The following is a 26,292-nucleotide window of genomic DNA, read 5'->3' on the forward strand; positions in this document are numbered from 1 at the left end:
GCAAAAGCCTAATGGTCGCCGGAGCGGACTCGTCCGCCCCGTTCACTCCGTGGATGCCAGGACGGCTGACCTGCCGTCGCGGCCCGGACGTCGTCGCGTACCCGCAGGAAGTGTCCGAGCGGGTCGTCCGACACCTGGTCCCAGGGGAACGAGGTGGCGTACGGGCCGTTCAGCCGCAGTTGCTCGGTGGCGTCCGGCCAGCGCTCCAGGCACACCAGGACGAAGATCAGCAGGTTCCGCATCCGGGCGGGCCAGGGGTCGGCCGCCGGCAGCAGCGGGGACAGCGCGATCGCCCGGTCGGCGGCCGCGTCCAGCCGCGCGCGCGGCACCTCGGGCCCGCAGCCGTCGGTCAGGTAGCCGAAGGCCGCCCACAGCGGGAGAGCCTGGGCGAGCGCGTCGGCGGGCGCGTCCTGTGCGGCCCGGTCGGCGAAGTCGAAGCACTCCTGGTGCGAACCGTGCCAGGAGGCGGCCAGATAGCGCAGGGCCGCCACATGACAGCCGTAGTGGTGCGGGGCACGGCGTACGGCCGCCGCCCACAGCTCCTCGAAGTACTTGTGCCCGGCCTGCGCGCCCCGCGCGTGGTCGAGCGCGAGCCGCCACGGCACCGGGTCCCGCCGGTCGCCCCGGGCCGAGGCCGTGAGCAGCGGGCTCACCTCGCGCAGCAGCTCGGTACGGGCCGGTGAGAGCCAGGCGCGGTCCACCGCCAGCTGGGCCCCGAGCAGCAGCGCGTCGGGGTCGTGCGGGGCGGTGGCGAGCCAGGCGTCCAGCCATTCGGGGCGCGAGCGGGCGAAGGCGGCCAGCCGGGTCACGTACCGGTCGCGCCGCTCCCACTCGGATGCCGCGCGGGTGGCGAGGAGCAGCGCGGCGGCCGGTCCGTGGTCGCCGCGGGCGGCGGCGACCAGTGCCGGACTCAGCCGCGCGTCGGGCGCGTCGAGCAGCACCTCGTCGTCGGCGGACGGCCCGCTGACGGGGTGGGAAACGGTCCTTGTCATCCGGCTCGCGCGGATGAACGGCAGCTGCAGAGCCATGGTGTCGACCATTGAAAGTCCGCTGGTCACAGCGGCGCCAGATGGTTCGGGGAACTCGCCGAAAGTTGTACGCCTCATGGTCAAGAGAAGGTAAAAATGTGACAGTTCAACAACTGTGGTCACACCCGCAACATCAGTTGCGCCGCAGCAACCGTGTGGCCCCCGCCGCCACCGTCGTCGCCAGGATCCAGCCCAGCAGGATCATCGCCGTCGCCAGCCACTGCCAGCCCCCGCGCAACTGCCAGAAACCCACCTGGCCCAGGTCGATGACCGGCAGCAGCAGATCGAGCGTGAAGAGCGCGGGGCTCCACTCCGGATGCTCGCCCCGCTTCAGCGGCGGATGGCCGGCCTGCGCGAAAGCGAGCGAGCCCGCTGCCCACAGCACCGCCATCCATACGGCGGCCCGGCCCGGCCGGTACCCGTAGGCGACCGTCCAGTCCTGAACATAGCCCCACAGCTTGGCCGCCGGCGGGAGGCTCTCGCGGTGCCGGCGCTGCTTGGCCAGCAGCACCTCGCGGGCGTCCTCGTCCTCCCCGCCGGCCCGCAGCACGGACGCGAGACGCTCGTACGGCTCCGGGTTGTACTCGGCGGTCGCCGCCGCCACCCAGTCCAGCCGCTCGGCCAGCGGGAACGGGCCGCGCGGCACGAGGTTCTCGTAGGCGAAGCCGCCCATGTGCAGCCGCCCCGGGCCGGGCCAGGCGTCCGCCCGGTCCATCAGGTTGATGATCTTCGCCCCCGACAGCACCACCCGCCCGCGCTCCGGATGCTCCCCGAGGAACCGCAGCTCGGGTGTCTGCACCCGGCGCAGCGACAGCTCCTGGTCGTCGGTGAGGGCGAACCGGGCCCGCTCGAAGTCGACGGCGTCTCCGAACCGCCCGTCGTCGAGCCGTATCCCGCCCTCGCACTCGAACCGCTGGATCCGTGTGCCGCGCGCCGGGGTCATCCCGCTCATCGCCTGGGCGCCGACCCCAGCCGGGGTCAAATACAGGCTGCGCTCGACGGTCAGCTGCGGGGCGTTCATCGCGAGCCGCTCGTAGGGGTTGGCCAGGCGCGCCCCGCGCAGGCTCAGCGAGACGCCGATGGTGGCGGCGCGCAGGCTCAGCTCGCCGTGCGACTCCAGCAGCTCTGCCTGTAAGTCCTGGCCGACTGTCAGGCCGTCCGCGGCGATCGACCGGCCGCTGCGGTCCCGGTGCACGATCGCCTGGTTGAGCATCAGGTCCGTGCCGATCTGCGCGTCCGTGAGCCGGATGCCGCGATGGAAGCGGCAGCGCGGCAGATGCAGATCGCCCTCCGTCTGCACCCGGGCCGCCTCGAGCCGCGGCACCGAGCAGTCCACCATCCGTACGGTCGTGAAGCGGGCCTCCGGCAGCAGCACGTCCTGCTCGAACCGGCACTGTCGCATCTCGACGTACGGCACCACCGTGCCCCCCGCGAGATCCAGCGAGCCGCTGATGCGTATGCCGGCCAGCTTCAGCGCCGACACCCGGCCGGCCAGGGCGGGCGGGCCGTCGAGGAGCAGCCAGCAGACGACCCGGGCCCGCACGGTCCGCTCCTCGCCCCACGGCCGGCCGCCGTGCGGATCGTCCACCAGCGGGTCGCCGCTGCTCAGGTCGTACACGCTGCCGTCGCGGAAGGCCTGCCACATGCCGGCCTCGACCGCGGTCAGGTCTTCGGGCACATCCCCGGCACGCACGCCGGCCCCCTCGGTCACGTCGTTCCCTTCCTCCCCGGGTACTCGCGGGTTGGTTCCTTCATACAACTGTTCATGCCCGCTGAGTAACGCCCCGAACGCGAAACGTGAAGGGGATCCTCCGGCTTTCCGCGGCGTTCTGTATCAGCCATTGATACGCGCGGACGACGCCTGACCCGGGTCTGAGAGAATTGAGCACGTGATCTCCCGAATCGATCTGCGCGGCGACGCCCTCCCCGAGGGCACCGCCCTGCGTGACCTGCTGCCCCGAGCCGAATTCGACGTAGCGGCCGCCCTGGAGAAGGTGCGTCCGATCTGCGAGGACGTGCATCATCGGGGCGACGCGGCGCTGATCGATTTCACCGAGCGGTTCGACGGGGTCAGGCTCGACCAGGTGCGGGTGCCGGCCGCCGCTCTCACCCGCGCGCTGGAGGAACTCGACCCGGCCGTGCGCGCGGCCCTGGAGGAGTCCATCCGCCGCGCCCGGATCGTGCACCGCGCGCAGCGCCGCGACACGCACACCACCCAGGTCGTGCCCGGTGGCGCCGTGACCGAGAAGTGGGTACCGGTCCAGCGGGTCGGGCTCTACGCGCCCGGCGGCCGCTCCGTGTATCCGTCCTCCGTGATCATGAACGCCGTGCCCGCGCAGGAGGCCGGCGTCGAGTCCGTCGCGCTCGCCTCTCCCGCCCAGGCGGAATTCAACGGCCTGCCGCACCCGACCATCCTCGCCGCGTGCGCGCTGCTCGGCGTCGACGAGGTGTACGCGGCCGGCGGTGCCACGGCCGTCGCGATGTTCGCGTACGGCACCGAGTCCTGCGCGCCCGCCGACATGGTCACCGGCCCCGGCAACATCTGGGTCGCCGCCGCCAAGCGCTACTTCACCGGCAAGATCGGCATCGACGCCGAGGCCGGCCCGACCGAGATCGCGGTCCTCGCCGACGACACGGCCGACCCGGTGCACGTCGCCTCCGACCTGATCAGCCAGGCCGAGCACGACCCGCTGGCCGCCGCCGTGCTCGTCACCGACTCCGTCGAGCTGGCGGACGCCGTGGAGAAGGAGCTGGAGCCGCAGGTCGCGGCCACCAAGCACGTCGACGACCGGATCGTCCCGGCCCTGTCCGGCAAGCAGTCCGCGATCGTGCTGGTCGACGGTGTCGACGAGGGCCTGAGGGTGGTCGACGCGTACGGCGCCGAGCACCTGGAGATCCAGACGGCCGACGCCGCGGCGGTGGCCGACCGGGTCCGCAACGCCGGCGCGATCTTCATCGGCCCCTGGGCCCCGGTCTCCCTCGGCGACTACGCGGCCGGCTCCAACCACGTCCTGCCCACCGGCGGCTGCGCCTGCCACTCCTCCGGCCTGTCCGTCCAGTCCTTCCTGCGCGGCATCCACATCGTCGACTACACGCGGGACGCGCTGGCCGAGGTCGCGCACCATGTGGTGACGCTGGCGGAGGCGGAGGACCTGCCCGCGCACGGCGCGGCGATCAAGGCACGGTTCGGTTGGAAGGTACCCGAGAGCAAGTGAGCGACGTACGTATCGACGATCTCCCCGTACGGGACGAGCTGCGCGGCAAGTCCCCCTACGGCGCGCCCCAGCTGGACGTCCCCGTACGGCTGAACACCAACGAGAACCCCTACCCGCTGCCCGAGCCGCTGGTCGAGCGCATCGCCGAGCGGGTCCGTGACGCGGCCCGCAACCTCAACCGCTACCCGGACCGGGACGCGGTCGAGCTGCGCACCAGGCTCGCCGAGTACCTGACGGACACCTCCGGCCACGAGGTCGGCCTGGCCAACGTCTGGGCGGCCAACGGCTCCAACGAGGTCATCCAGCAGCTGCTGCAGACCTTCGGCGGGCCAGGCCGTACGGCGATCGGCTTCGAGCCGTCGTACTCGATGCACGGGCTCATCTCACGCGGCACGGGCACGGCCTGGATCTCCGGTCCCCGGAACGAGGACTTCACGATCGACGTCGCGGCCGCCGAGAAGGCGATCGCCGAGCACCGCCCCGACGTCGTCTTCGTCACCACCCCCAACAACCCCACGGGCAACGCGGTCCCGCCCGAGACGGTCCTCGCGCTGTACGAGGCCGCGCAGACGGCGAAGCCGTCGATGGTCGTGGTCGACGAGGCGTACATCGAGTTCAGCCACGGCGACTCGCTGCTGCCGCTGCTCGACGGGCGCCCGAACCTCGTCGTCTCGCGCACGATGTCGAAGGCGTTCGGCGCGGCGGGCCTGCGCCTCGGCTACCTCGCCGCGCACCCGGCCGTCGTGGACGCCGTCCAGCTCGTCCGGCTGCCGTACCACCTCTCGGCCGTCACGCAGGCGACCGCCCTGGCCGCCCTGGAGCACACCGAAACGCTGCTGGGCTACGTCGAGCAGCTCAAGGCCGAGCGGGACCGGCTGGTGCGCGAACTGCGCGCGACCGGCTACGAGGTCGTCGAGTCCGATGCCAACTTCGTGCAGTTCGGCAGGTTCGAGGACTCGCACACGGCCTGGCAGGAGATCCTCGACCAGGGCGTTCTGGTCCGGGACAACGGCATCCCCGGGTGGCTGCGGGTGTCAGCCGGGACCCCCGAAGAGAACGACGCGTTCCTCGACGCGGTCCGTGCACTGAAAAAGGAGCAGAGTCAATGAGCCGCACCGGACGCGTGGAGCGGACGACCAAGGAGACCACGGTCCTCGTCGAGATAGACCTCGACGGCACCGGCAAGACGGAGATCTCCACCGGCGTCGGCTTCTACGACCACATGCTCGACCAGCTCGGCCGGCACGGTCTCTTCGACCTGACCGTGAAGACCGAGGGCGATCTGCACATCGACTCGCACCACACCATCGAGGACACCGCCCTCGCGCTCGGCGCCGCCTTCAAGCAGGCCCTCGGCGACAAGGTGGGGATCTACCGCTTCGGCAACTGCACGGTCCCGCTGGACGAGTCCCTCGCGCAGGTCACCGTCGACCTGTCCGGCCGCCCCTACCTCGTGCACACCGAGCCCGAGAAGATGGCGCCGATGATCGGCGAGTACGACACCACGATGACGCGGCACATCCTGGAGTCCTTCGTGGCCCAGGCCCAGATCGCGCTGCACGTGCACGTGCCCTACGGGCGCAACGCGCACCACATCGTGGAGTGCCAGTTCAAGGCGCTGGCCCGGGCCCTGCGCTACGCGTCCGAGCGCGACCCGCGCGCGGCCGGCATCCTCCCGTCCACGAAGGGCGCCCTGTGAACGGCATCTCGACCCTGCTGATCGTCGTCGGCCTGTTCCTCGTCGGCGGGATCTACTCCTTCGTCAAGCAGAAGATGCCCAAGGGCCTGATCGTGCTGCTGTCGATCGGTGCCGCGATGTGCCTGGCGGCCGGCGTCGTGCGGCTGGAGGTGTGGAATTGAGCGCCCCTCAGCAGACACCGAAGACGCGGAAGAAGGTTGTCGTCTTCGACTACGGCTTCGGCAACGTCCGCTCCGCCGAGCGTGCCCTCGCGCGCGCGGGAGCCGACGTCGAGATCACGCGTGACTACGACAAGGCCATGAACGCCGACGGGCTGCTCGTCCCGGGCGTAGGCGCCTTCGCCTCCTGCATGAAGGGCCTGCGCGAGGTGCGCGGCGACTGGATCGTCGACCGCAGGCTGTCCGGCGGCCGCCCGGTCATGGGCATCTGCGTCGGCATGCAGATCCTCTTCGCGCGCGGCATCGAGCACGGCGTGGAGACCGACGGCCTCGACGAGTGGCCGGGCTCGGTCGAGCCGCTCCAGGCCGACGTCGTGCCCCACATGGGATGGAACACCGTGGAGGCCGCGGCCGGCTCGCGGCTGTTCGCCGGCCTGGACACGGACGCGCGCTTCTACTTCGTGCACTCCTACGCCGTCCACGACTGGTCGCTGGAGACCCACAACCCGACTCTCGAGCCCCCCAAGGTGACCTGGTCCACGCACGGCAAGCCGTTCGTCGCGGCCGTCGAGAACGGCGCCCTGTGGGCCACGCAGTTCCACCCCGAGAAGTCCGGCGACGCCGGAGCGCAGCTGCTGAACAACTGGATCGGAACCCTCTGATGCCCCCGAAGTCTCCCGCGAAGCTCGAACTCCTCCCCGCCGTCGACGTCCGTGACGGCCAGGCGGTCCGCCTGGTGCACGGCGAGTCCGGCACGGAGACCTCCTACGGCTCCCCCCTGGACGCCGCCCTCGCCTGGCAGCGCTCCGGCGCCGAGTGGCTGCACCTGGTCGACCTGGACGCCGCGTTCGGCACCGGGAACAACCGTGAGCTGATCGCCGAGGTCGCGAAGGCGATGGACATCAAGGTGGAGCTGTCCGGCGGCATCCGCGACGACGACACCCTCGCCGCCGCCCTGGCCACCGGCTGCACCCGGGTGAACCTCGGCACGGCCGCCCTGGAGACCCCCGAGTGGGTCGCCAAGGTCATCGCCGAGCACGGCGACAAGATCGCCGTCGGTCTCGACGTACGCGGCACGACCCTGCGCGGCCGGGGCTGGACCCGCGACGGCGGCGACCTCTACGAGACGCTGGCGCGCCTCGACAAGGAGGGCTGCGCGCGGTACGTCGTCACGGACATCGCCAAGGACGGCACGCTCCAGGGCCCGAACCTGGAACTCCTGAAGAACGTCTGCGCGGCCACCGACCGCCCGGTCGTCGCCTCCGGCGGCGTGTCGTCGCTGGACGACCTGCGGGCGATCGCCGGTCTCGTCCCGGCCGGTGTCGAGGGGGCCATCGTCGGGAAGGCCCTGTACGCGAAGGCGTTCACCCTGGAAGAAGCCTTGGAGGCTGTGGCGTCATGACATCCGAAGCCGTACGGCGCGTGCAGAGCGGAAGTCCCTGGGAAGAGTCCTTCGGTTTTGCACGGGCCGTGGCGGCGGGTGACCGTGTCATCGTGGCGGGCACGACCGCCTTCAAGGGCGACGTGCTGTACGGCGACGGTGACCCGTACGAACAGACCAGGGTGGCCTTCGCCAGTGCGGTCGAGGCGATCGGTGAGTTCGGGCTCGGCATCGAGTCCGTGATCCGGACCCGTGTGTGCCTGGCACATTCGCGCGATGTCGATGCGGTGGGCCGCGCCCACAAGGAGCTGTTCGACTCCGTACGCCCGGTCACGACCCTGCTGGTCGTGGAGGGCTTCATCGACTCGCGGGTCCTGGTGTCAGTCGAAGTGGAAGCGTATAGAGGAGCCGTGGATTCATGACCCTGGCGGTCCGAGTCATCCCCTGCCTGGACGTGGACAACGGCCGGGTCGTCAAGGGCGTCAACTTCCAGAACCTGCGCGACGCGGGCGACCCCGTCGAGATGGCCAAGGTGTACGACGCCGAGGGCGCCGACGAGCTGACGTTCCTGGACATCACCGCCTCGTCGGGCAACCGTGAGACGACGTACGACGTGGTGCGCCGCACGGCCGAGCAGGTGTTCATCCCGCTCACGGTCGGCGGCGGTGTGCGTACCGCCGAGGACGTGGACAAGCTGCTTCGCGCGGGCGCGGACAAGGTGGGCGTCAACACCGCCGCCATCGCGCGTCCCGAGCTGATCCGCGAGATCGCCGAGCGCTTCGGCCGGCAGGTGCTGGTCCTCTCGGTGGACGCCCGCCGCACCGAGTCGGGCTCCTTCGAGGTGACCACCCACGGCGGCCGTCGCGGCACCGGCATCGACGCCGTCGAGTGGGCACACCGGGCCGCCGAGCTGGGCGCGGGTGAGATCCTGCTCAACTCGATGGACGCGGACGGCACGAAGGACGGCTACGACCTGGAGATGATCCGGGCCGTACGCAAGCACGTGACCGTCCCCGTCATCGCCTCGGGCGGCGCCGGCCAACTGACCGACTTCCCCCCGGCCGTCGGGGCGGGCGCGGACGCGGTGCTGGCCGCGTCGGTCTTCCACTTCGGGGACCTGCGCATCGGAGAGGTCAAGGAGACGCTGCGGGAGGCGGGTCACCCGGTGAGGTGACCTCCCTTCAGAGCCCTGTCACAGCCCCGGCCGCCCAGTGCGGCCGGGGCTCTTTCACCACTTGCGCGCTCCTCGCTGAGCAGGTCGTCTCAGATGCCCAGCTGCTTCGTCTCGTGCAGCTTCGCGATCGCGTTCTCGTCGCCGTCCAGGTCGACCTTGGCCGCGCTCTGCCGGCCGTAGGAGAACAGGACCAGCTCGGACGGCTCGCCGGTCACCGTGACCACCGGTGTGCCGCGCTGGGCGACCGTCGTCTGGCCGTCGGGGCGGCGCAGGACCAGGCCCGTCGGGAGGCCGCGGCCCATCAGCCGGGCGGTGCGCTCCAGACGGGACCACAGGGCGTCCTGGAAGACCGCGTCGAGCTCGCGCACGGACCAGTCGGGCTGGGCGCGCCGGACGTCCTCCGCGTGGACGTAGAACTCGATGATGTTCGACATCTCGTCGACCGGCTTGAGGGAGAAGGGCGAGAAACGCGGCGGGCCCGTACGGATCAGCTGGATCAGCTCCTCGTACGGCTTGTCGGTGTACTCCGCCATCACCCGGTCCAGGCGCGACGCGAGCTGCTTGATCAGTATCCCGCCGGCGGCGTCCGGGCGGCGCTCGCGCACCACCACGTGCGCGGCGAGGTCCCGGGTCGTCCAGCCCTCGCACAGGGTGGGCGCGTCCGGGCCCGCGGTCTCCAACAGATCGGCGAGGAGAAGTCGTTCACGCTTGGCATGGGTCGACATGGGGCCAGCCTACGACCGTGTTCTCGGTCCGCCCACCCGTCACCCGACCGCCACCCCCCATTGAGACGCTTCGCGCCGCCTTTTCCAACCAGTGGACACTCCACCGTGCCTGTCAGTGGCGCCCGGCACAATGGAACCCATGACCAGCACGCCCAGCCGCCTCGACCCGGAGATCGCCGCGCGCCTCAAGCGCAGCGCCGACGGCCTCCTGCCCGCCATCGCCCAGCAGTACGACACCGGAGAGGTGCTGATGCTCGGCTGGATGGACGACGAGGCACTGCATCGCACCCTGACCACCGGCCGCTGCACGTACTGGTCCCGCAGCCGCCGGGAGTACTGGGTCAAGGGCGACACCTCCGGCCACTTCCAGTGGGTCAAGTCCGTCGCCCTCGACTGCGACGCCGACACCGTGCTCGTCAAGGTCGACCAGGTCGGCGCCGCCTGCCACACCGGAGCCCGCACCTGCTTCGACGAGGACGTGCTGCTCAAGGACGGCGGTTCGGACGCCACCGCCGCGGATCAGTAGGGTCAGCCGCCATGGACCTCGAGACGTTCCGCAAGCTCGCCACCGACCGGCGGGTCATCCCGGTCACCCGCAAGCTCCTAGCCGACGGCGACACCCCGGTCGCGCTCTACCGCAAGCTCGCCGCCGAGCGCCCCGGCACCTTCCTGCTGGAGTCCGCCGAGAACGGCCGCTCCTGGTCCCGGTACTCGTTCGTCGGAGTCCGCAGCGCCGGCACGCTGACCACGCGCGACGGACAGGCGCACTGGCTCGGCACCCCGCCCGTCGGCGTCCCCACCGACGGCGACCCGCTCGCCGCCCTGCGCGCCACCATCGAGGCCCTGCACACCCCGCACCAGGACGGCATGCCGCCCTTCACCGGCGGCATGGTGGGCTATCTCGGCTACGACATCGTCCGCCGCCTGGAGAAGATCGGCCCCGGCGAGCGCGACGACCTGAAGCTCCCCGAGCTGACCATGCTCCTCACCAGCGACCTCGCCGTCATGGACCACTGGGAGGGCTCGGTCCTGCTGATCGCCAACGCGATCAACCACAACGACCTCGACACCGGTGTCGACGAGGCGTACGCGGACGCGATCGCCCGCCTCGACGCCATGGAGGCGGACCTCTCGCGCGCGGTGGCCCAGCCCCCCGCCGTCCTGCCGCCCTCCGAGCTCCCCGAGTACTCCGCGCTCTGGGGCGGCCCCGACTTCCAGGAGGCCGTCGAGGACATCAAGGAGCGCATCCGCGCGGGCGAGGCCTTCCAGGTCGTCCCCTCCCAGCGCTTCGAGACGCCGTGCACGGCGAGCGCGCTGGACGTCTACCGGGTCCTCAGGGCGACCAACCCGTCCCCGTACATGTACCTGTTCCGCTTCGACGGGTTCGACGTCGCCGGCTCGTCCCCCGAGGCCCTGGTCAAGGTCGAGGACGGCCGGGCCATGGTCCACCCCATCGCCGGCACCCGCTGGCGCGGCGCCACCCCGCAGGAGGACCAGGCCCTCGCCGACGAACTCCTCGCCGACCCCAAGGAGCGCGCCGAGCACCTCATGCTCGTCGACCTGGGCCGCAACGACCTGGGGCGGGTCTGCGAGCCCGGCTCGGTCGAGGTCGTCGACTTCATGTCCATCGAGAAGTACTCGCACGTCATGCACATCGTCTCGACGGTGACGGGCCGCGTCGCCCCGGGCCGCACGGCCTTCGACGTCCTCACCGCCTGCTTCCCGGCCGGCACCCTCTCCGGCGCCCCGAAGCCCCGAGCCATGCAGATCATCGACGAACTCGAACCGTCCCGGCGCGGGCTGTACGGCGGCTGCGTCGGCTATCTCGACTTCGCGGGCGACTCCGACACCGCCATCGCCATCCGTACGGCCCTGCTGCGCGACGGCACCGCCTACGTCCAGGCGGGCGCGGGCATCGTCGCCGACTCCGACCCGGTCGCCGAGGACACGGAGTGCCGCAACAAGGCGGCGGCGGTCCTGCGGGCCGTCCACACGGCGAACCGGCTGGGAAAGGCCTGAGATGAGCCCCGGGTGACGGTTCGCCCGGGGTTCAGGCGATAGTGGGGTACGTGACTGCCGTACCGCACCCACGTTCCCAGGCCTCCGGATCCCCCCGGGCCGGCCGCCGTAGCCTCGCCGTCGCGCTGCTGTGCGGCGCGCTCGGCGCGGCGGTGGCCCTGCTCGCCACACGGCAGCAATGGGCGGAGGGCACCGCGACGGTGGCCGGTGGCGCCTTCCCCCTGACCGCCACGGGCAGCGACGTCACGGGCGTCCCCGCGGCGCTCGCCATCGTGGGCCTCGCCTCGCTCGTCGCCGTCTTCGCCGTCCGCCGGAGCGGCCGCGTCATCGTGGCCGCCCTGCTGACGCTCTCCGGCGCGGGCACCGTCGCCGCCGCCGTGCTCGGCGCCTCCGACAGCTCCGCACTCGACGAGAAGGCGGCCGAGGCCTCCGGCGACACCTCCGCCTCCGTGGCGGCCCTCAGCCACACCGCCTGGCCCTACGTCGCCGCCGTCGGTGGCGTCCTGCTCCTCCTGGCCGGACTGCTCGCCCTGCGCTACGGCCGGCTGTGGCCCGCGATGTCCGGCCGCTACGAGCGGGACGGCACGCCCCGGCCGCGCCGCAAGGCCCCCGCCGTCGACCCCGACCGGCCCGAGGACCTGTGGAAGGCCCTCGACCGGGGCGAGGACCCGACCGGGGCGTAAGGACCCCTGAGCCGCACGGGTGCACACGGTACGAGAAGCGGAGGGAGTACCCCCGCTCACCGGACGCGCGCACGTGCGGGACAATGGGCGCGAGCGTCCTGCTCAGACACGCATACAGCAACAAGGAGCAAGCAATGGCGGGCAGCAGCCACGGTCACACCCCGGCCGCCTGGACCGGTGTCACGATCGCCTTCATCGGTTTCTGCGTCTCGGGCGCGTTCATGGTGTTGGACCAGCCGCTGGGCTTCTGGGCGGGCATGGTGGTCGTGCTGCTCGGCGGTGTCGTCGGCGCGGTCATGCGGGTGATGGGCATGGGCCAGCCGAAGGACCTGCACCAGCCGCACGCGATGACCGGCGACCGCGAGCCGGCGCGCGCCGAGGGCTGATCCCCGGAACACACCGCGTTGTCGCGTGAGGGGCGGCCGGCACTCGGATGCCGGGACCGCCCCTCACGCGCGTGCGGGGCACAATGCATACCGTGAACGCCGACAGCCGAAGGGTGACGCGCAGCGTCCCGAGCCGCCTGGCCGCCCCCGCAGGGGTGCTCGCGGCCGTGGCCGCCGCCTTCGCCTACGTGGGCGCGGTGGACCCCAACGAACCCGGCCACTACCCCGTCTGCCCGCTGCTGCACTACACCGGCCTGTACTGCCCCGGCTGCGGCGGACTGCGCAGCGCGCACGCCTTCGTGCACGGCGACGTCGCGGCGGCACTCCAGGGCAACGCGCTCGCCGTCCTCGGCTATCTGGGCTTCGCCGTACTGTGGACCGTATGGGTGGTCCACGCGGTCCGCGGGCGCCCGCTGCGGATCGATCCCCGGCCGGCGCAGGTGTGGACCTTCGGCGCGTTGCTGCTGGTCTTCACGGTTGTCCGGAACCTGCCCTTCGGTGGCTGGCTCCACCCTTGATCAACTGGCAGACGTCCAGTACGGGGGCACCTCCCGTCCGAGCATGCGAAGCTGGTTCGAGGGTGGGGGAGGGACCGGCGTCAACCGGATGTGAGGCCTACGCCCCGCTGCGGATACCATCGCAGTGACCATCGGTTTTCGACTGGTCGCTGGAACTGTCAACCGTCTGGAAGGGGGCCGCTCGCGTGAGTGTGCTCGACGAGATCATCGACGGAGTCCGTGCCGACCTCGCGGAGCGGCAGGCGCGCGTCAGCCTCGACGAGCTCAAGGAGCGCGCGGCGAAGGCTCCCGCGGCCAAGGACGGCGCGGCGGCACTCCGCGGCGACGGCGTCAAGGTCATCTGTGAGGTCAAGCGCTCCAGCCCGTCCAAGGGCGCGCTGGCCGCGATCGCCGACCCGGCCGGGCTCGCAGCGGACTACGAGGCGGGCGGCGCGGCCGTCATCTCGGTGCTGACGGAACAGCGGCGCTTCGGGGGCTCGCTCGCCGACCTCGAGGCGGTCCGTGCTCGCGTCGACATCCCCGTCCTCCGCAAGGACTTCGTCGTCACGTCGTACCAGCTCTGGGAGGCCCGGGCCTACGGCGCCGACGTCGTCCTGCTGATCGTCGCGGCCCTCGACCAGCCCGCCCTGGAGTCCCTCATCGAGCGTGCCGAGTCCATCGGGCTCACCCCGCTCGTCGAGGTGCACGACGAGGACGAGGTCGAGCGCGCGGTCGACGCGGGCGCACGCGTGATCGGTGTCAACGCGCGCAACCTCAAGACCCTCGAGGTCGACCGCGGCACCTTCGAGCGCCTGGCCCCGGAGATCCCCGACCACATCATCAAGATCGCCGAGTCCGGCGTCCGCGGCCCGCACGACCTCATCGCCTACGCCAACGCCGGCGCCGACGCGGTCCTGGTCGGCGAGTCCCTCGTCACCGGCAAGGACCCCAAGACGGCGGTCTCGGACCTGGTGGCAGCGGGCGAACACCCCGCACTCCGGCACGGCCGGGGCTGATCTCCCGCTAGGCTTGCCCCGATGACTCTCACCATGACGACCGTGGACCGGTACGCCCGCCTCGCGCGCGGCTGCCGCCCCCGCGGCTGCCGCGCCCCGGCCCGCCGGGTACACGGCCGCCGGGTCCGTTACGTCATCGGTGACGAACCCGGGCAGGTCAACGGCATGCGATGGCAGCGCCCCTTCCTTTAGGGGCGCGGGGAACTGCGCGACCAGCCACGGCCGGTCCGCAGCCAACAGTCGAACCCCGCCCCCACGGCGATTAGTGCATTCCCACACACTCACCGTGAGGTTTCCGCATGCCCAGTCAGTTCTTCATCCCCGACCCCGAGGGTCAAACCCCCAGCCCCGAAGGCTACTTCGGGGCGTTCGGCGGCAAGTTCATCCCGGAGGCCCTCGTCGCCGCCGTGGACGAGGTAGCCGTCGAATACGACAAGGCCAAGCACGACCCCGAGTTCGCTCGCGAGCTCGACGACCTCCTGGTCAACTACACCGGCCGCCCCTCGGCGCTCACCGAGGTCCCCCGCTTCGCCGCGGAAGCGGGTGGCGCACGGATCTTCCTGAAGCGGGAGGACCTCAACCACACCGGCTCCCACAAGATCAACAACGTGCTCGGCCAGGCCCTGCTCACCAAGCGCATGGGCAAGACCCGCGTCATCGCCGAGACGGGCGCCGGCCAGCACGGCGTCGCCACGGCCACCGCGTGCGCACTCTTCGGCCTCGAGTGCACGATCTACATGGGCGAGATCGACACCCAGCGCCAGGCCCTCAACGTCGCCCGCATGCGCATGCTCGGCGCCGAGGTCATCGCCGTGAAGTCCGGCAGCCGCACGCTGAAGGACGCCATCAACGAGGCCTTCCGCGACTGGGTCGCCAACGTCGACCACACGCACTACCTCTTCGGTACGGTCGCCGGCCCGCACCCCTTCCCGGCCATGGTCCGCGACTTCCACCGGGTCATCGGCGTCGAGACCCGCCGCCAGCTCCTGGAGCGCGCCGGACGCCTCCCCGACGCGGCCGTCGCCTGCGTCGGCGGCGGCTCCAATGCCATCGGCCTCTTCCACGCCTTCATCCCGGACACGGACGTACGCCTCATCGGCTGCGAGCCGGCGGGCCACGGCGTCGAGACCGGCGAGCACGCGGCCACCCTGACCGCCGGCGAGCCCGGCATCCTGCACGGCTCCCGCTCGTACGTCCTCCAGGACGACGAGGGCCAGATCACCGAGCCGTACTCGATCTCGGCCGGTCTGGACTACCCGGGCATCGGCCCCGAGCACTCCTACCTCAAGGACTCCGGCCGTGGCGAGTACCGCGCGGTCACGGACGACGCGGCCATGCAGGCCCTGCGCCTGCTGTCCCGTACCGAGGGCATCATCCCGGCCATCGAGAGCGCCCACGCGCTGGCCGGCGCCCTGGAGGTCGGCAAGGAGCTGGGCAAGGACGGGCTGATCGTGGTCAACCTGTCCGGCCGCGGCGACAAGGACATGGACACCGCCGCCCGCTACTTCGGCCTCTACGACACCGACGCCGAGGTCGCCGCCGACGCGGACACCGACACCGCCGAGATCGAGGGGGACGCCAAGTGAGCGGCAACCTGCAGCTGTTGAGCGACACCCTCGCCGCGGCGAAGTCCGAAGGGCGTGCGGCGCTCATCGCCTACCTCCCGGCCGGGTTCCCGACCGTGGACGGCGGCATCGAGGCGATCAAGGCCGCCCTCGACGGCGGCGCCGACGTCGTCGAGGTCGGTCTGCCGCACAGCGACCCCGTCCTCGACGGCCCCGTCATCCAGACCGCCGACGACATCGCCCTGCGCGGCGGCCTGAAGATCGCCGATGTGATGCGCACGGTCCGTGAGGCCCACCGGGCCACCGGCAAGCCGGTCCTCGTCATGACGTACTGGAACCCCATCGACCGCTACGGCGTCGAGCGCTTCACCGCCGAACTCGCCGAGGCGGGCGGCGCCGGGTGCATCCTGCCCGACCTGCCCGTGCAGGAGTCGGCGCTGTGGAGGGAGCACGCGGAGAAGCACGGGCTCGCCACGGTCTTCGTCGTCGCCCCCAGCAGCAAGGACGAGCGGCTGGCGGACATCACCGCCGCGGGCAGCGGCTTCGTCTACGCCGCCTCCCTCATGGGCGTCACCGGCACCCGCGCGACCGTCAGCTCGCAGGCCGAGAACCTGGTGGAACGCACCCGGGCCACCGGCACCGGCCTGCCGGTCTGCGTGGGGCTCGGCGTCTCCAACGCCACCCAGGCCGCCGAGGTCGCGCGCTTCGCCGACGGCGTGATCGTCGGCTCGGCGTTCGTCAAGGCCATGCTGGACGCCCCGGACGACGCGGCCGGTGTCGAGGCGGTCCGCGCGCTCGCGGGTGACCTCGCGAAGGGCGTGCGCGGACAGGCGTAAGAAACCGGGAAGTCATACCGGTCCCTCGTAAGGGTGGACCTGGGGCCGGGGAGGCGCGGTGCGCCTCCCCGGTTCGTTTCCGGGGTGTGAGCGAGAAGAACCGTGAGGGAAAGCGCACCGCCCGGGAGAAGCTGGCGGTCGAGCGCGAGAAGCAGAAGTCCGCGGACAAGCGCCGGCGCGCGCTGATCGTGGGCGGGGCCGTCGTCGCCGTCCTGGGGCTCGCGGCGGTGATCGGCGTCGTCGCCGCCAACGCCGGCAAGGACGACGAGAGCGAGGCGTCGGGCCCGGTCGTGGCCCCCTCGGGAGCACAGGGCAAGGACGGCCTCGCCATCCCGGTCGGCAAGGACAGCGCCAAGTCCACGCTCACGGTGTGGGAGGACTTCCGCTGCCCGGCCTGCAAGTCCTTCGAGACGAGGTACCGGCCGGTGATCCACGAGCTGACCGAGGCCGACGAGCTGAAGGTGGAGTACCACCTGGTCACCCTCATCGACGGCAACATGGGCGGCACCGGCTCCCGCAACGCGGCCAACGCCGCGGCCTGCGCCCAGGACGCCGGGAAGTACCCCGCGTACCACGACGTGCTCTTCGACAACCAGCCCCCCGAGGTCGACGACGCCTACGCCGACAACGACAAGCTGATCGAGCTGGCCGGCAAAGTCGACGGCCTGGACACCCCCGCCTTCCGCAAGTGCGTGCAGAACGGCACGCACAACGGCTGGGTCGCCAAGTCCCACCAGGCCTTCAACAAGGGCGGCTTCTCGGGCACGCCGACCGTGCTGCTCAAGGGCGAGAACATCTACCAGGACCGGGCGATGACCCCCGCGAAGCTGAAGAAGATGGTGCTGGAGGCGAACAAGGGGTAAGGGCTTTTCTCACGCCCCCGTTATGGACCCGTAGCCGGGCTGCCTGCCGTGGGCCCGGTGCGGCAGGGTAGCGTCGACCTTGCCATGGAACTTGCCTTCATTCCCAGCCCGTCGCGCGGGGTGCTGTACCTCGGCCCCATTCCGCTGCGCGGCTACGCGTTCTGCATCATCATCGGTGTCTTCGTTGCCGTCTGGCTCGGCAACAAGCGCTGGATCGCCCGGGGCGGGCGGGCCGGCACGGTGGCCGACATCGCTGTCTGGGCCGTGCCCTTCGGCCTGGTCGGCGGCCGGCTCTACCACGTGATCACGGACTACGAGCTGTACTTCAGCGAGGGCCGTGACTGGGTGGACGCCTTCAAGATCTGGGAGGGCGGTCTCGGCATCTGGGGCGCGATCGCGCTGGGCGCGCTCGGCGCGTGGATCGGCTGCCGCCGCCGGGGCATCCCGATGCCGGCCTACGCCGACGCCGTCGCCCCGGGCATCGCCCTCGCACAGGCCATCGGCCGCTGGGGCAACTGGTTCAACCAGGAGCTGTACGGCAAGCCGACCGATCTGCCGTGGGCCCTGGAGATCACGTCCTCGGCGGACGGGCGGGTGCCGGGCACCTACCACCCGACGTTCCTGTACGAGTCGTTGTGGTGCATCGGCGTCGCGGTCCTGGTCATCTGGGCCGACCGCCGCTTCCGGCTCGGACACGGGCGGGCGTTCGCGCTGTACGTCGCCGCGTACTGCGCGGGCCGTGGGTGGATCGAGTACATGCGCGTCGACGACGCCCACCACATCCTGGGACTCCGGCTGAACGTGTGGACCGCGATCTTCGTGTTCCTCCTCGCGGTCGCCTACCTGGTGGTGTCGGCGAAGAAGAGCCCCGGCCGGGAAGCCGTCGTGGAGCCCGGTGCGGAGGCCTCCGGCGGTGAAGCCGACGGTGGCGAGAAGGCCGACGCGGCCGATGACGCCGCCAAGGACGACGCCGACAAGGACGACGAGGCCAAGGACGACGAGGCCAAGGACGGGGCCGGGTCGGCGAAGAAGACCTGACCTTCTGCCGTACATGACTGAGGGCGCCCGGACATGTCCGGGCGCCCTCGGCGTGTTTCAGCGGCGGCGGGCCAGGGACAGCGTGCGCTGGGCCGCCGTGACCACCGCCGCGTCGACGAAGCGGCCGTCCGGGAGGGCCTGAGCGCCCTGGCCCGTCGCCGCCGCTTTGAGGATCGTCTCCGCCTGCTCGGCCTCCTCCTCGGTGGGCAGGTAGGCGCGTTCGATGACCGGCAGCTGACGGGGATGGATCGCGGCGCGGCCCAGGAAGCCCAGGGCGCGGCCGTGGGCGCAGGAGGTGGCCAGGCCCTCCAGGTCGCGGATGTCCGGGTGCACCGACTGCGCCGGCGGGGGCAGGCCGGCCGCGCGGGCGGCCACGATCACCCGGGAGCGGGACCAGTCGAGGCCCGCGTCGTCACGTACGCCCAGGTCGGCCCGTAGGTCCGCCTCTCCGAGCGCGATGCCCCGCAGGGACGGGTGGGCCGTGGCGACGGTGTACGCCTGTTCCACGCCGAGGGCCGTCTCGAGCAGGGCGTACAGGTCCGTCGGCCCGGTTCGGCGCGCGAGGCGGATGACCTCGGCGGCGGAGGTCACCTTGGGCAGTCGCAGCCCGGACAGGCCGGGGGCCGGGACGACTGCCGCGATGTCCTGTTCGGCCCAGGGGCTGTCCAGGGCGTTGACGCGGACCTGGACCCGGACCGGTGACGGGTCGCCGAGCAGGTCGGCGGTGGCGGCGCGGGCGTAGGCCTTCCGGTCCGGGGCGACCGCGTCCTCCAGGTCGATGACGACGACGTCGGCGCCGGAGGTGAGGGCCTTCGCCACCACGTGCGGACGGTCGCCCGGGGCGTACAGCCAGGTGAGCGGGAACGCCGCCGTCACAGGGCGCCCTCCGCGCGCAGTGCCGTGAGGTCGGCCGGGGACAGGCCCAGCTCGGTCAGGACCTCGTCCGTGTCCGCGCCGTGCGGGCGGCCGGCCCAGCGGATCGCGCCGGGCGTGGCGGAGAGACGGAAGAGGACGTTCTGCATGCGCAGGGGGCCCAGTTCCGGGTCCTCGACCGTGGTGATGGTGTTCAGGGCCTGGTACTGGGGGTCCGCCATCACGTCCCGGACGTCCTGGACCGGGGCCACCGCCGCCTCCGCCTTCTCGAAGGCCGCGAGGACGTCCGTGCGGGTGCGCGCGGCGATCCAGGAGCCGACCGCCTCGTCCAGGAGGTCGGCGTGGCGGGCGCGGTCGGCGCCCGTGGCGAACCACGGCTCGTCGATCAGTTCCGGGCGGCCCACCAGGTGCATCACGCGCTCCGCGACCGACTGGGCCGACGTCGAGACGGCGACCCAGGTGCCGTCCGCGGTGCGGTAGACGCCGCGCGGGGCGTTGTTGGGGGAGCGGTTGCCGGTGCGGGGCTGGACGTGGCCGAGCTGGTCGTACCAGAGGGGCTGGGGGCCGAGGGCGGCCAGGATCGGTTCGATCAGTGCCATGTCGACGACCTGGCCCTCGCCGGTGCGCTCGCGGGCCGCCAGCGCCGTCATCACGGCGTACGCCGTCGTCAGGCCCGCGATGGAGTCGGCCAGGCCGAACGGCGGGAGGGTCGGGGGCGCGTCCGGTTCGCCGGTGATCGCGGCGAAGCCGCTCATCGCCTCGGCGAGGGTGCCGAAGCCGGGGCGGTGCGCGTAGGGGCCGAACTGGCCGAAGGCGGTGACGCGGGCCAGGACCAGGCGGGGGTTGGCGGCCGACAGCTCCGGCCAGCCCAGGTCCCACTTCTCCAGGGTGCCGGGGCGGAAGTTCTCGATGATCACGTCGGCGGTGGCGGCGAGGCGCAGGAGGGTGGTGCGGCCGCCGGGCTTCGACAGGTCGAGGGTGATGGTGCGCTTGTTGCGGCCGAGCGTCTTCCACCACAGGCCGACGCCGTCCTTCGACGGGCCGTGGCCGCGGGAGGGGTCGGGTTTCGACGGGTGCTCGACCTTGACGACCTCGGCGCCGAAGTCGCCGAGCAGGGTGGCGGCGAGCGGGCCGGCGAAGAGGGTGGCGAGGTCGAGGACGCGGAGGCCGGTGAGGGGAGCGGTCATGGCAGCGGTCATGGGCGGTGGGTCTCCCGGTGGGTGAGGTGGGCGAGTGCGTCGAAGCCGATGCCGTCGAAGTCGCCGACGGACGTGGCGAGACGGTTCTTCAACGGAGCCGTCCAGCGGTCGGGGAGTGCCGCGGGGTGCCCGGCCAGCAGGCCGGCGATGCTGCCGGCCGTCGCGCCGTTGGAGTCGGTGTCCCAGCCGCCGCTCACGGCACGGCAGACGGAGCCGGAGAAGTCGCCGTTCGCGTGGGTGAGGGCGGCGGCGATCAGGGCGGTGTTGGGGACGGCGTGCACCCAGTGGTGGGTGTCGGCGTAAGTGGCGTGGAGTGCGTCGACGACCGTGTCGAAGTCGCTGTGTTCCTGGGCCAGTCGGACGGCGTGGTGGACGGCTCGGGCGAGGCGGGAGCGTGGGGGTACGACGGTGAGGCCGGTGCGCAGGCAGGTATGGATGTCGTGTTCGCCTGTCGCGGCGGTCGCGAGGGTGGCTGCCGCGAACATCGCCGCGTAGACGCCGTTGGCGGTGTGGGTGAGCGTGGCGTCGCGGTGGGCCTGTTCCGCGGCGGCGGCCGGGTTGCCGGGGTGGGTCCAGCCGTGGACGTCGGCGCGGATCAGGGCGCCGATCCATTCACGGAACGGGTTGCGATGGCGGGCGGTGTGCGGGGGTTCCAGGCCGGAGAGGAGGTTGCGGTAGGCGATGCGCTCGGCGGTGAAGGTGCGGCCGGCGGGGAGTTCGTCGAGCCAGGTGCGGGCCACGTCCGTGGTGGTGAAGGTGCTGCCGTGGCGTTGCAGGACGAGGAGGTTGAGGAGCGGGTAGTTGAGGTCGTCGTCCTCGGGCATGCCGTCGGTGTTCTCGGCGAGGGAGGTATGCGCCGAGCGGCGGTTCCAGGGGTGCTTCCGGAGGAGGTCCTCGGGGACGCCTCGGGCCGTGAAGTAGGTGGTGAGGGGCCAGTTGCCGGTGGCTCTGGCCAGTTGGCGGATGGCTTCGAGGGGGAGTTTCTCGACGGGTTTGCCCAGGAGGCAGCCGGTGGCTCGGCCCAGCCAGGCGGCTTCCAGGCGCAGCGGCGTCCCGACGGCACGACTGCCCGCGGGCTCTGGCCAGTTCGGGCAGAGGAGCCTGATCCTCTCCAGGTCCGTCGGTTCGTCGTCGGTCAAGGCGCTCGGCAGGTCCGCCAGTTCGTCCAGGAGGTCTCTCGCCAGCTGGCGGAGGTAGCGGGACGCGGGAGCCGGGGACGCGCCTGCGGTCAGGGGGGCCTCCTGGCCGCCCGCCGCCTTCCAGCGGGCCGCGATCGCCTTCGGCTCGCGGCCGTCCTGGGACGCCTGGCGGAGTTCGTGGCCGATCAGGTCCTCCGGCTGGACCCAGGTCAGTCGGAGCATTCCGGGCCTCCGAGGGACGCGAAGGCCTGTTCGTGGGTGCGGCGGCGGGATACGTCCCGGGCGAAGATCTCGCGGGTCACGGCCGTGAGGGTCGTAGCGGGTTCCCAGAGGTCCAGGCGGCTGGCCTCCGCGACCGTCTTGGTCCAGTCCTGGGGGACCGGCGAGCCGAGGGCGCCGGCCATGGCCCCTGCCATCGTGGCGATGGAGTCGCAGTCGCGGCCGTAGTTGACCGCGCCGAGGACCGCGTGGCGGTAGTCGCCCCGGGCCACGAGCAACATGCCCAGGGCTACGGGGAGTTCCTCGATCGCGTGGAGGCGGGAAGGGCGGCGGGCGCCGAGGGAGGGGGACCGGTAGTCGGGGCCCACCGTGTCGTAGGGGGTCACCGCCTCACGCAGGGGGCGCAGCGCCGACTCGAAGTCCGTGTGCCGGGAGGCCTCCTCGCAGACCCGCTCGATGGCGGTGCGGGTGCCGTCCTTCGCCAGGGACAGACAGGCCGAGACGACCGAGTCCGGCGTCGCCCCCGGGGTGCACGCCGCCGCCACCGCCGCGGCCAGGACGCCCGCCGCCTCACGGCCGTACGACGACTGGTGCGCGCCGGCGATGTCGAGTGCCTCGGCGTAGGCCGCCTGCGGGTTGGCCGCGTTGACCAGGCCGACCGGGGCCATGTACATCGCCGCGCCGCAGTTGACGATGTTGCCGGTGCCGGCCTCGCGCGGGTCGGCATGACCGTAGTGGATCCTCGTCACCAGCCATTTCTCGGCCAGGAAGATGCGTTGGAGGGGGAGGGCCTCGGTCTCCAGTTCCGGGATCCAGCGCGGCTCGGTCATCAGGTCGGGGACGAGGTGGCCGGCGACCGCGTAGGCGTCCAGGTGGTCGCGGACCCGGGCGTAGACGCGGATCAGGGCGTGGGTCATCAAGGTGTCGTCCGTGACGTGGCCGTCGCCCTTGTGGTAGGGGGCGAGGGGGCGGGCCGTGCGCCAGGCGTCGCCGTGCCAGGGGCCGACGATGCCGTGGACGCGGCCGCCGTGGCGTTCGAGGATCTGCTCGGGTGAGTAGCCCTCGACGGGGCCGCCCAGGGCGTCGCCGACGGCGGCCCCGATCAGGGCACCGGAGATCCGCTCGTCCAGTGGGGCGTTTTGGTGTGGTTTGGGGTTCATGGCCGCATCATCCACCTGGGTGGGCCGGTTGTGCGGCTTCCAGGAGTTCGGCGAGTTCTACGAGGTCGGTGCCGGTGAGTCGGGGGAGGACGCAGCCGGAGAGCGTGCGGCAGGTCTCCCTCCAGGACGCGGGGATCGCGGCGCCGCCGCCCAGCGCGCCGGTGAGGGCGCCCGCCAGGGCCGGGGCGGAGTCCGCGACGCGGGACAGGCAGGCCGCGGCCGGGACCGCCTCCGCGATGCGGCCGCGGGCGGCGGTGGCCAGGGCGAGGGCGACCGGGACCGTTTCCGCGGCGGCGATGCCATAGCTGTAGACGTGGTCGACGATCTGGTGTTCCAGGGGAGGGACCAGGGCGAAGGCGCTGTCCGCGGCGGCGGCGAGGTGCAGTGCGTGCCGGGCGTTGCGGCCGATCTCCGTCTCCTCGGGGAGTTCGGCGAGGGCCGCCGTGACGCAGGCGTCGACGTTCGCCCCGGCCAGGGCGAGGGCGAGGGCCGCCGCCATCGCGCGGGCGCCGTGCACGCCGTCGCCGTCCTGGGTGTAGCGGGCGTCGAACTCGGCGAGGGCGGCGGCGCGGCCCGGGTCGCCCGGGTGGGCCATGGCCAGGACGCACGCGCGTACGCAGGCCGCGTCGTCGAAGTAGTGCGGGTTGTCGTGGCCGGTGGCGGGCGGTCGCAGGCCGGTGGCGAGGTTGCCGAGGCCGGCCCGTACGGAGATGCGGGCGCGCAGGGGGAGGACGGCGGACTCGATCTCGGGTGCGCGGTGTGCTGCCGCGGCGACCTCGCCGGCGATGGCGTTCCAGGTGAGGTCGATGGCGGCGCGGGTGCGGCGTTCCCGGCTGAGGTCGTTCAGGACGGTGTCGTCGCCGGCGCGGAGGAGGGCTTCTGCGGCGAAGGCTGCCCATTCGGCGTCGTCGGAGGGGCCGAGGCGGAGGGGCTCGGGGGGTTGGTTCAGGGCGATGGGGACGGGGAGGGTGGTCGTGGCGTTCTGTTCGGCGAAGGTGTCCAGTTCGCGGGTGAGGCGGCGGGTCCAGTCGGGCATGCGGGCGGCTCTGTGGCGGGCGGCGGGCCAGCCGGCGGCGTCTCCGGCGGCGAGTCCTAGCAGGAGGCCTTCGGCCCTTCTCTTGGCCTCGGCTTCGCCTTCGGCCCTGTTGTCTCCCACCCGCGCACCGCCCGTAACTGTCACCCGAGGGGTCCTGGTCTCCCGTGGGGCGCCTTCGCCGTCGGCGGCCTCGGGTGGTGGCCCCTGCGGGTGCTTCTCACCGTCGGCGGCTGACGGTGCCAGGGGGGTCATGCCCGTACCTCCGTCTCGCTGTCCGCTGCCAGCAGGTCCGCCACGTCCAGGACGTGGTAGCCCGCCATCGCCGGGAGGCAGCTGCCGCGGACCGGGCCGATGGGGGTGGCCCAGGACTGCGGGATCGCCCCGACACCTTGCGTCGCGCCCGCAAGTGCCCCCGCCACCGCTGCCGTCGTGTCCGCGTCGCGGCCCATGTTCACCGCTGTGAGGACGGACTGCTCGAAGTCGCCGTCGGCCGCCGCGTACGCGCCGAAGGCCAGGGCGACCGCCTCGGGGGCCAGGTCGGTCCAGGGGTAGCCGCCGATGACGACCGCGGAGCGGACCGCTCGTTCGCCGCGGTGGGCCGCCGTCACAGCGCGGCGCAGGCAGCGTGCCGTCCACGAGTCGTCGGGCACGACCGCGAGGGCGGCGGCTACCACCGCGATCGCCGGGGCGCCCGCCATCGCCGCCGCCACGCCCGCCGCCACCGCCTGTCCGCCGTAGATGCCCTCGCCGTCGTGGCTCACCGAGCCGTCGATCGCGACCAGGCGGGCCGCCTCTGCCGGGCGGCCCGCCGCGAACACGCCGAAGGGGGCCGCGCGCATGGCCAGGCCGTCGCTCCAGGCGTGCCGGTGCTGGGCGGAGATCGGGGCGGCCAGGCCCCTGCGGAGGTTTTCCAGTGTGCCGCGTTCGCTGAAGCCGGCGCCCCGGAAGGGGCCTTCGTCGCGGTCGGCGATCCACTCGTGCCAGGCGGCCTCCACATGCGCCGGGGTGAGTGCGGAGCCGTGCCGGGCCAGGAGGAGACCGGAGAAGATCGCGTACTCGGTGTCATCCGTGCCGGACGGGTTATCGGTGACGTAGCCGGTGATGCGGCCCCACCGGGCGCGGATCTCGGAGGGCTTCATGTTCTCGGCGGGGGCGCCGAGGGCGTCACCGACGGCCAGGCCCAGCAGTGCGCCCCGGGCCCGTTCGCGGTGCTCGGCGGCGTCCCCGGGCGCCGGGACGGAGGGGATGCAGGCGATCGATGCCATACGGCATGTGTCCCACTCCGGCGTCCGCCCCGAGCCTCGGGAGCCACAGCATCACCCGGTCGACATCTGTGCAGGGTCATGATCAAGTGAGCGGAAGAAGGTAAAACCGCAGGTTAGCCCAGCCTTTCCTTGCTGGCGACGCCGGAATTCACGGCGTACTTTGGGTGTTGTAAAAATCTGGAACTCGTCCAAAGAAGCCGTTGAAACAGGGAATCGGGGATCTTTCATGGCCATCATCGAGACCGAGGCGACGCTGCACGAGGCGCACCGGGACAACCACACGCACCGGGATGTGAACGGCGGCTGGCTGCGTCCCGCGGTGTTCGGCGCGATGGACGGCCTCGTCTCCAACCTGGCCCTGATGACCGGTGTCGCGGGCGGGTCCGTGAGTCAGCAGACCGTGGTCCTCACCGGACTCGCGGGTCTGGCCGCCGGCGCCTTCTCCATGGCCGCCGGCGAGTACACCTCGGTGGCCTCGCAGCGCGAGCTCGTCGAGGCCGAGCTGAACGTGGAGCGGCGCGAGCTGCGCAAGCACCCGCAGGACGAGGAGGCCGAGCTCGCCTCGCTCTATGAGGCGAGAGGCGTCGAGCCGCGGCTGGCCCGGGAGGTCGCCCGGCAGCTGTCGAAGGATCCCGAGCAGGCGCTGGAGATCCATGCCCGGGAGGAGCTGGGTATCGACCCCGGCGATCTGCCCTCGCCGACCGTGGCGGCGGTGTCGAGCTTCGGCTCCTTCGCGCTGGGCGCGCTGGTCCCCGTACTGCCGTATCTGCTGGGTGCGAGCACCCTGTGGCCCGCCGTGCTCCTGGCGCTGCTGGGGCTCTTCCTGTGCGGTGCGGTGGTGGCCAGGGTGACGGCCCGCACCTGGTGGTACAGCGGGCTGCGGCAGCTGTTCCTGGGAGGCGCGGCGGCCGGTGTGACGTACGCCCTGGGCACCTTGTTCGGAACGGCCGTAGGATAGCTCGGCTCGGACTTATGCGCGGGGCCGTATAAGTAGCCGTTACTCGTTGGTTTCGAACGCGCAACCACGGGGCATGAGCCGTAAGCGCTGCGGGCAATGAGGCTCGCCGCGCACCCCAGCGGGATGGGCGAAGGCGCCCGTTCCCGCCATCGGGCCCGAC

Annotated in this window: 29 protein-coding genes; 20 read left to right on the top strand and 9 right to left on the bottom strand. The window is 72.1% G+C overall.

The window, feature by feature from the left end; translation table 11 throughout:
• Positions 1–8 precede the first annotated feature (8 nt).
• Both OG542_RS30175 and OG542_RS30180 read right to left on the bottom strand, forming a co-directional pair.
• Positions 9–1,040 carry a hypothetical protein gene (locus OG542_RS30175; RefSeq protein ID WP_311125181.1) on the bottom strand — a complete coding sequence of 344 codons (1,032 nt, stop codon included), beginning with the start codon at positions 1,038–1,040 and terminating at the stop codon, positions 9–11.
• Positions 1,041–1,161: 121 nt separating this feature from the next.
• Positions 1,162–2,739 (bottom strand): oxidoreductase, encoded by a 1,578-nt coding sequence (locus tag OG542_RS30180; RefSeq protein WP_311125180.1) that lies wholly within the window; start codon positions 2,737–2,739, stop codon positions 1,162–1,164.
• Positions 2,740–2,917: 178 nt separating this feature from the next.
• On the opposite strand from OG542_RS30180, the gene hisD reads away from it, so the two are divergent.
• The 8 genes from hisD to hisF are packed head-to-tail and all read left to right on the top strand — an operon-like array spanning position 2,918 to position 8,655.
• The gene (hisD, locus tag OG542_RS30185) at positions 2,918–4,243 is read left to right on the top strand and encodes a histidinol dehydrogenase (protein ID WP_328414891.1); all 1,326 of its coding nucleotides are present in this window, start codon (positions 2,918–2,920) and stop codon (positions 4,241–4,243) included.
• Positions 4,240–5,352 (top strand): histidinol-phosphate transaminase, encoded by a 1,113-nt coding sequence (locus OG542_RS30190; RefSeq protein WP_328414893.1) that lies wholly within the window; start codon positions 4,240–4,242, stop codon positions 5,350–5,352. Before hisD ends, OG542_RS30190 begins: the two co-directional genes overlap by 4 nt.
• Complete coding sequence (gene hisB / locus OG542_RS30195; protein WP_030248649.1) at positions 5,349–5,942, top strand: imidazoleglycerol-phosphate dehydratase HisB; 594 nt, start codon at positions 5,349–5,351, stop codon at positions 5,940–5,942. The genes OG542_RS30190 and hisB overlap by 4 nt, the downstream gene beginning before the upstream one ends.
• Entirely contained in the window at positions 5,939–6,103 is a 165-nt protein-coding gene (locus OG542_RS30200) for a hypothetical protein (protein ID WP_010039417.1), read from the top strand. The genes hisB and OG542_RS30200 overlap by 4 nt, the downstream gene beginning before the upstream one ends.
• Positions 6,100–6,762: an imidazole glycerol phosphate synthase subunit HisH gene (gene hisH / locus OG542_RS30205; protein ID WP_328414895.1), complete on the top strand. Its 663-nt coding sequence runs from the start codon at positions 6,100–6,102 to the stop codon at positions 6,760–6,762. Before OG542_RS30200 ends, hisH begins: the two co-directional genes overlap by 4 nt.
• A complete protein-coding gene (gene priA / locus OG542_RS30210) occupies positions 6,762–7,502 on the top strand; it encodes a bifunctional 1-(5-phosphoribosyl)-5-((5-phosphoribosylamino)methylideneamino)imidazole-4-carboxamide isomerase/phosphoribosylanthranilate isomerase PriA (RefSeq protein ID WP_328337951.1) in 741 nt (246 codons plus the stop codon). Before hisH ends, priA begins: the two co-directional genes overlap by 1 nt.
• Positions 7,499–7,903 carry a RidA family protein gene (locus tag OG542_RS30215; RefSeq protein WP_184596613.1) on the top strand — a complete coding sequence of 135 codons (405 nt, stop codon included), beginning with the start codon at positions 7,499–7,501 and terminating at the stop codon, positions 7,901–7,903. The genes priA and OG542_RS30215 overlap by 4 nt, the downstream gene beginning before the upstream one ends.
• A complete protein-coding gene (hisF, locus tag OG542_RS30220; RefSeq protein WP_328414897.1) occupies positions 7,900–8,655 on the top strand; it encodes an imidazole glycerol phosphate synthase subunit HisF in 756 nt (251 codons plus the stop codon). The genes OG542_RS30215 and hisF overlap by 4 nt, the downstream gene beginning before the upstream one ends.
• An 89-nt stretch (positions 8,656–8,744) precedes the next feature.
• On the opposite strand, the gene OG542_RS30225 is transcribed toward hisF, so the two are convergent.
• Positions 8,745–9,380, bottom strand: coding sequence for a TIGR03085 family metal-binding protein (locus tag OG542_RS30225; protein WP_328414899.1), 636 nt, complete (start codon positions 9,378–9,380; stop codon positions 8,745–8,747).
• A 139-nt stretch (positions 9,381–9,519) separates the two neighbouring features.
• Between OG542_RS30225 and hisI the strand changes: the two genes are divergently transcribed.
• The 11 genes from hisI (at position 9,520) to lgt (ending at position 18,283) form a co-directional block, all read left to right on the top strand.
• Positions 9,520–9,906, top strand: coding sequence for a phosphoribosyl-AMP cyclohydrolase (hisI, locus tag OG542_RS30230; RefSeq protein WP_311125175.1), 387 nt, complete (start codon positions 9,520–9,522; stop codon positions 9,904–9,906).
• Between the two features lie 11 nt (positions 9,907–9,917).
• Positions 9,918–11,399 carry an anthranilate synthase component I gene (locus tag OG542_RS30235; protein WP_311125174.1) on the top strand — a complete coding sequence of 494 codons (1,482 nt, stop codon included), beginning with the start codon at positions 9,918–9,920 and terminating at the stop codon, positions 11,397–11,399.
• Between the two features lie 41 nt (positions 11,400–11,440).
• Complete coding sequence (locus OG542_RS30240) at positions 11,441–12,082, top strand: TIGR02234 family membrane protein (protein WP_328414901.1); 642 nt, start codon at positions 11,441–11,443, stop codon at positions 12,080–12,082.
• A gap of 134 nt (positions 12,083–12,216) precedes the next feature.
• On the top strand, positions 12,217–12,468 hold the full coding sequence (locus OG542_RS30245) for an HGxxPAAW family protein (RefSeq protein WP_261681477.1): 252 nt from the start codon (positions 12,217–12,219) through the stop codon (positions 12,466–12,468).
• 83 nt (positions 12,469–12,551) lie between these two features.
• Complete coding sequence (locus tag OG542_RS30250) at positions 12,552–12,986, top strand: DUF2752 domain-containing protein (RefSeq protein ID WP_311125172.1); 435 nt, start codon at positions 12,552–12,554, stop codon at positions 12,984–12,986.
• Between the two features lie 185 nt (positions 12,987–13,171).
• Complete coding sequence (gene trpC / locus OG542_RS30255; protein WP_193480575.1) at positions 13,172–13,981, top strand: indole-3-glycerol phosphate synthase TrpC; 810 nt, start codon at positions 13,172–13,174, stop codon at positions 13,979–13,981.
• Between the two features lie 21 nt (positions 13,982–14,002).
• Positions 14,003–14,173, top strand: coding sequence for a tryptophan biosynthesis modulator TrpM (gene trpM, locus OG542_RS30260; RefSeq protein WP_184596634.1), 171 nt, complete (start codon positions 14,003–14,005; stop codon positions 14,171–14,173).
• 107 nt (positions 14,174–14,280) lie between these two features.
• Positions 14,281–15,567, top strand: coding sequence for a tryptophan synthase subunit beta (gene trpB / locus OG542_RS30265; RefSeq protein ID WP_328414904.1), 1,287 nt, complete (start codon positions 14,281–14,283; stop codon positions 15,565–15,567).
• Positions 15,564–16,382: a tryptophan synthase subunit alpha gene (gene trpA / locus OG542_RS30270; protein WP_328414906.1), complete on the top strand. Its 819-nt coding sequence runs from the start codon at positions 15,564–15,566 to the stop codon at positions 16,380–16,382. The genes trpB and trpA overlap by 4 nt, the downstream gene beginning before the upstream one ends.
• Positions 16,383–16,468: 86 nt before the next feature.
• A complete protein-coding gene (locus OG542_RS30275; protein WP_311125169.1) occupies positions 16,469–17,245 on the top strand; it encodes a DsbA family protein in 777 nt (258 codons plus the stop codon).
• Positions 17,246–17,329: 84 nt separating this feature from the next.
• On the top strand, positions 17,330–18,283 hold the full coding sequence (gene lgt, locus OG542_RS30280; protein WP_328414909.1) for a prolipoprotein diacylglyceryl transferase: 954 nt from the start codon (positions 17,330–17,332) through the stop codon (positions 18,281–18,283).
• Positions 18,284–18,340: 57 nt separating this feature from the next.
• Here lgt and OG542_RS30285 read toward each other — a convergent pair whose 3' ends face one another.
• Genes OG542_RS30285 through OG542_RS30310 form a run of 6 tightly spaced genes read right to left on the bottom strand, consistent with a single transcriptional unit; the run spans position 18,341 to position 25,174 of the window.
• Positions 18,341–19,159 carry an HpcH/HpaI aldolase/citrate lyase family protein gene (locus OG542_RS30285; RefSeq protein ID WP_328414911.1) on the bottom strand — a complete coding sequence of 273 codons (819 nt, stop codon included), beginning with the start codon at positions 19,157–19,159 and terminating at the stop codon, positions 18,341–18,343.
• The gene (locus OG542_RS30290) at positions 19,156–20,355 is read right to left on the bottom strand and encodes a CaiB/BaiF CoA transferase family protein (protein WP_328414913.1); all 1,200 of its coding nucleotides are present in this window, start codon (positions 20,353–20,355) and stop codon (positions 19,156–19,158) included. The genes OG542_RS30285 and OG542_RS30290 overlap by 4 nt, the downstream gene beginning before the upstream one ends.
• Positions 20,352–21,716 (bottom strand): ADP-ribosylglycohydrolase family protein, encoded by a 1,365-nt coding sequence (locus OG542_RS30295; protein WP_328414915.1) that lies wholly within the window; start codon positions 21,714–21,716, stop codon positions 20,352–20,354. Before OG542_RS30295 ends, OG542_RS30290 begins: the two co-directional genes overlap by 4 nt.
• Complete coding sequence (locus OG542_RS30300) at positions 21,704–22,873, bottom strand: ADP-ribosylglycohydrolase family protein (protein WP_328414917.1); 1,170 nt, start codon at positions 22,871–22,873, stop codon at positions 21,704–21,706. The genes OG542_RS30295 and OG542_RS30300 overlap by 13 nt, the downstream gene beginning before the upstream one ends.
• Positions 22,874–22,880: 7 nt before the next feature.
• Positions 22,881–24,161, bottom strand: a complete 1,281-nt coding sequence (locus tag OG542_RS30305; protein WP_328414919.1) for an ADP-ribosylglycohydrolase family protein — start codon at positions 24,159–24,161, stop codon at positions 22,881–22,883.
• Entirely contained in the window at positions 24,158–25,174 is a 1,017-nt protein-coding gene (locus OG542_RS30310; RefSeq protein ID WP_328414921.1) for an ADP-ribosylglycohydrolase family protein, read from the bottom strand. The genes OG542_RS30305 and OG542_RS30310 overlap by 4 nt, the downstream gene beginning before the upstream one ends.
• 226 nt (positions 25,175–25,400) lie before the next feature.
• On the opposite strand from OG542_RS30310, the gene OG542_RS30315 reads away from it, so the two are divergent.
• Complete coding sequence (locus OG542_RS30315; RefSeq protein ID WP_328414923.1) at positions 25,401–26,132, top strand: VIT1/CCC1 transporter family protein; 732 nt, start codon at positions 25,401–25,403, stop codon at positions 26,130–26,132.
• Positions 26,133–26,292 lie beyond the last annotated feature (160 nt).

The sequence above is a fragment of the Streptomyces violaceus genome (assembly GCF_036014075.1).
In the GTDB taxonomy this organism is placed as follows: domain Bacteria; phylum Actinomycetota; class Actinomycetes; order Streptomycetales; family Streptomycetaceae; genus Streptomyces; species Streptomyces violaceus.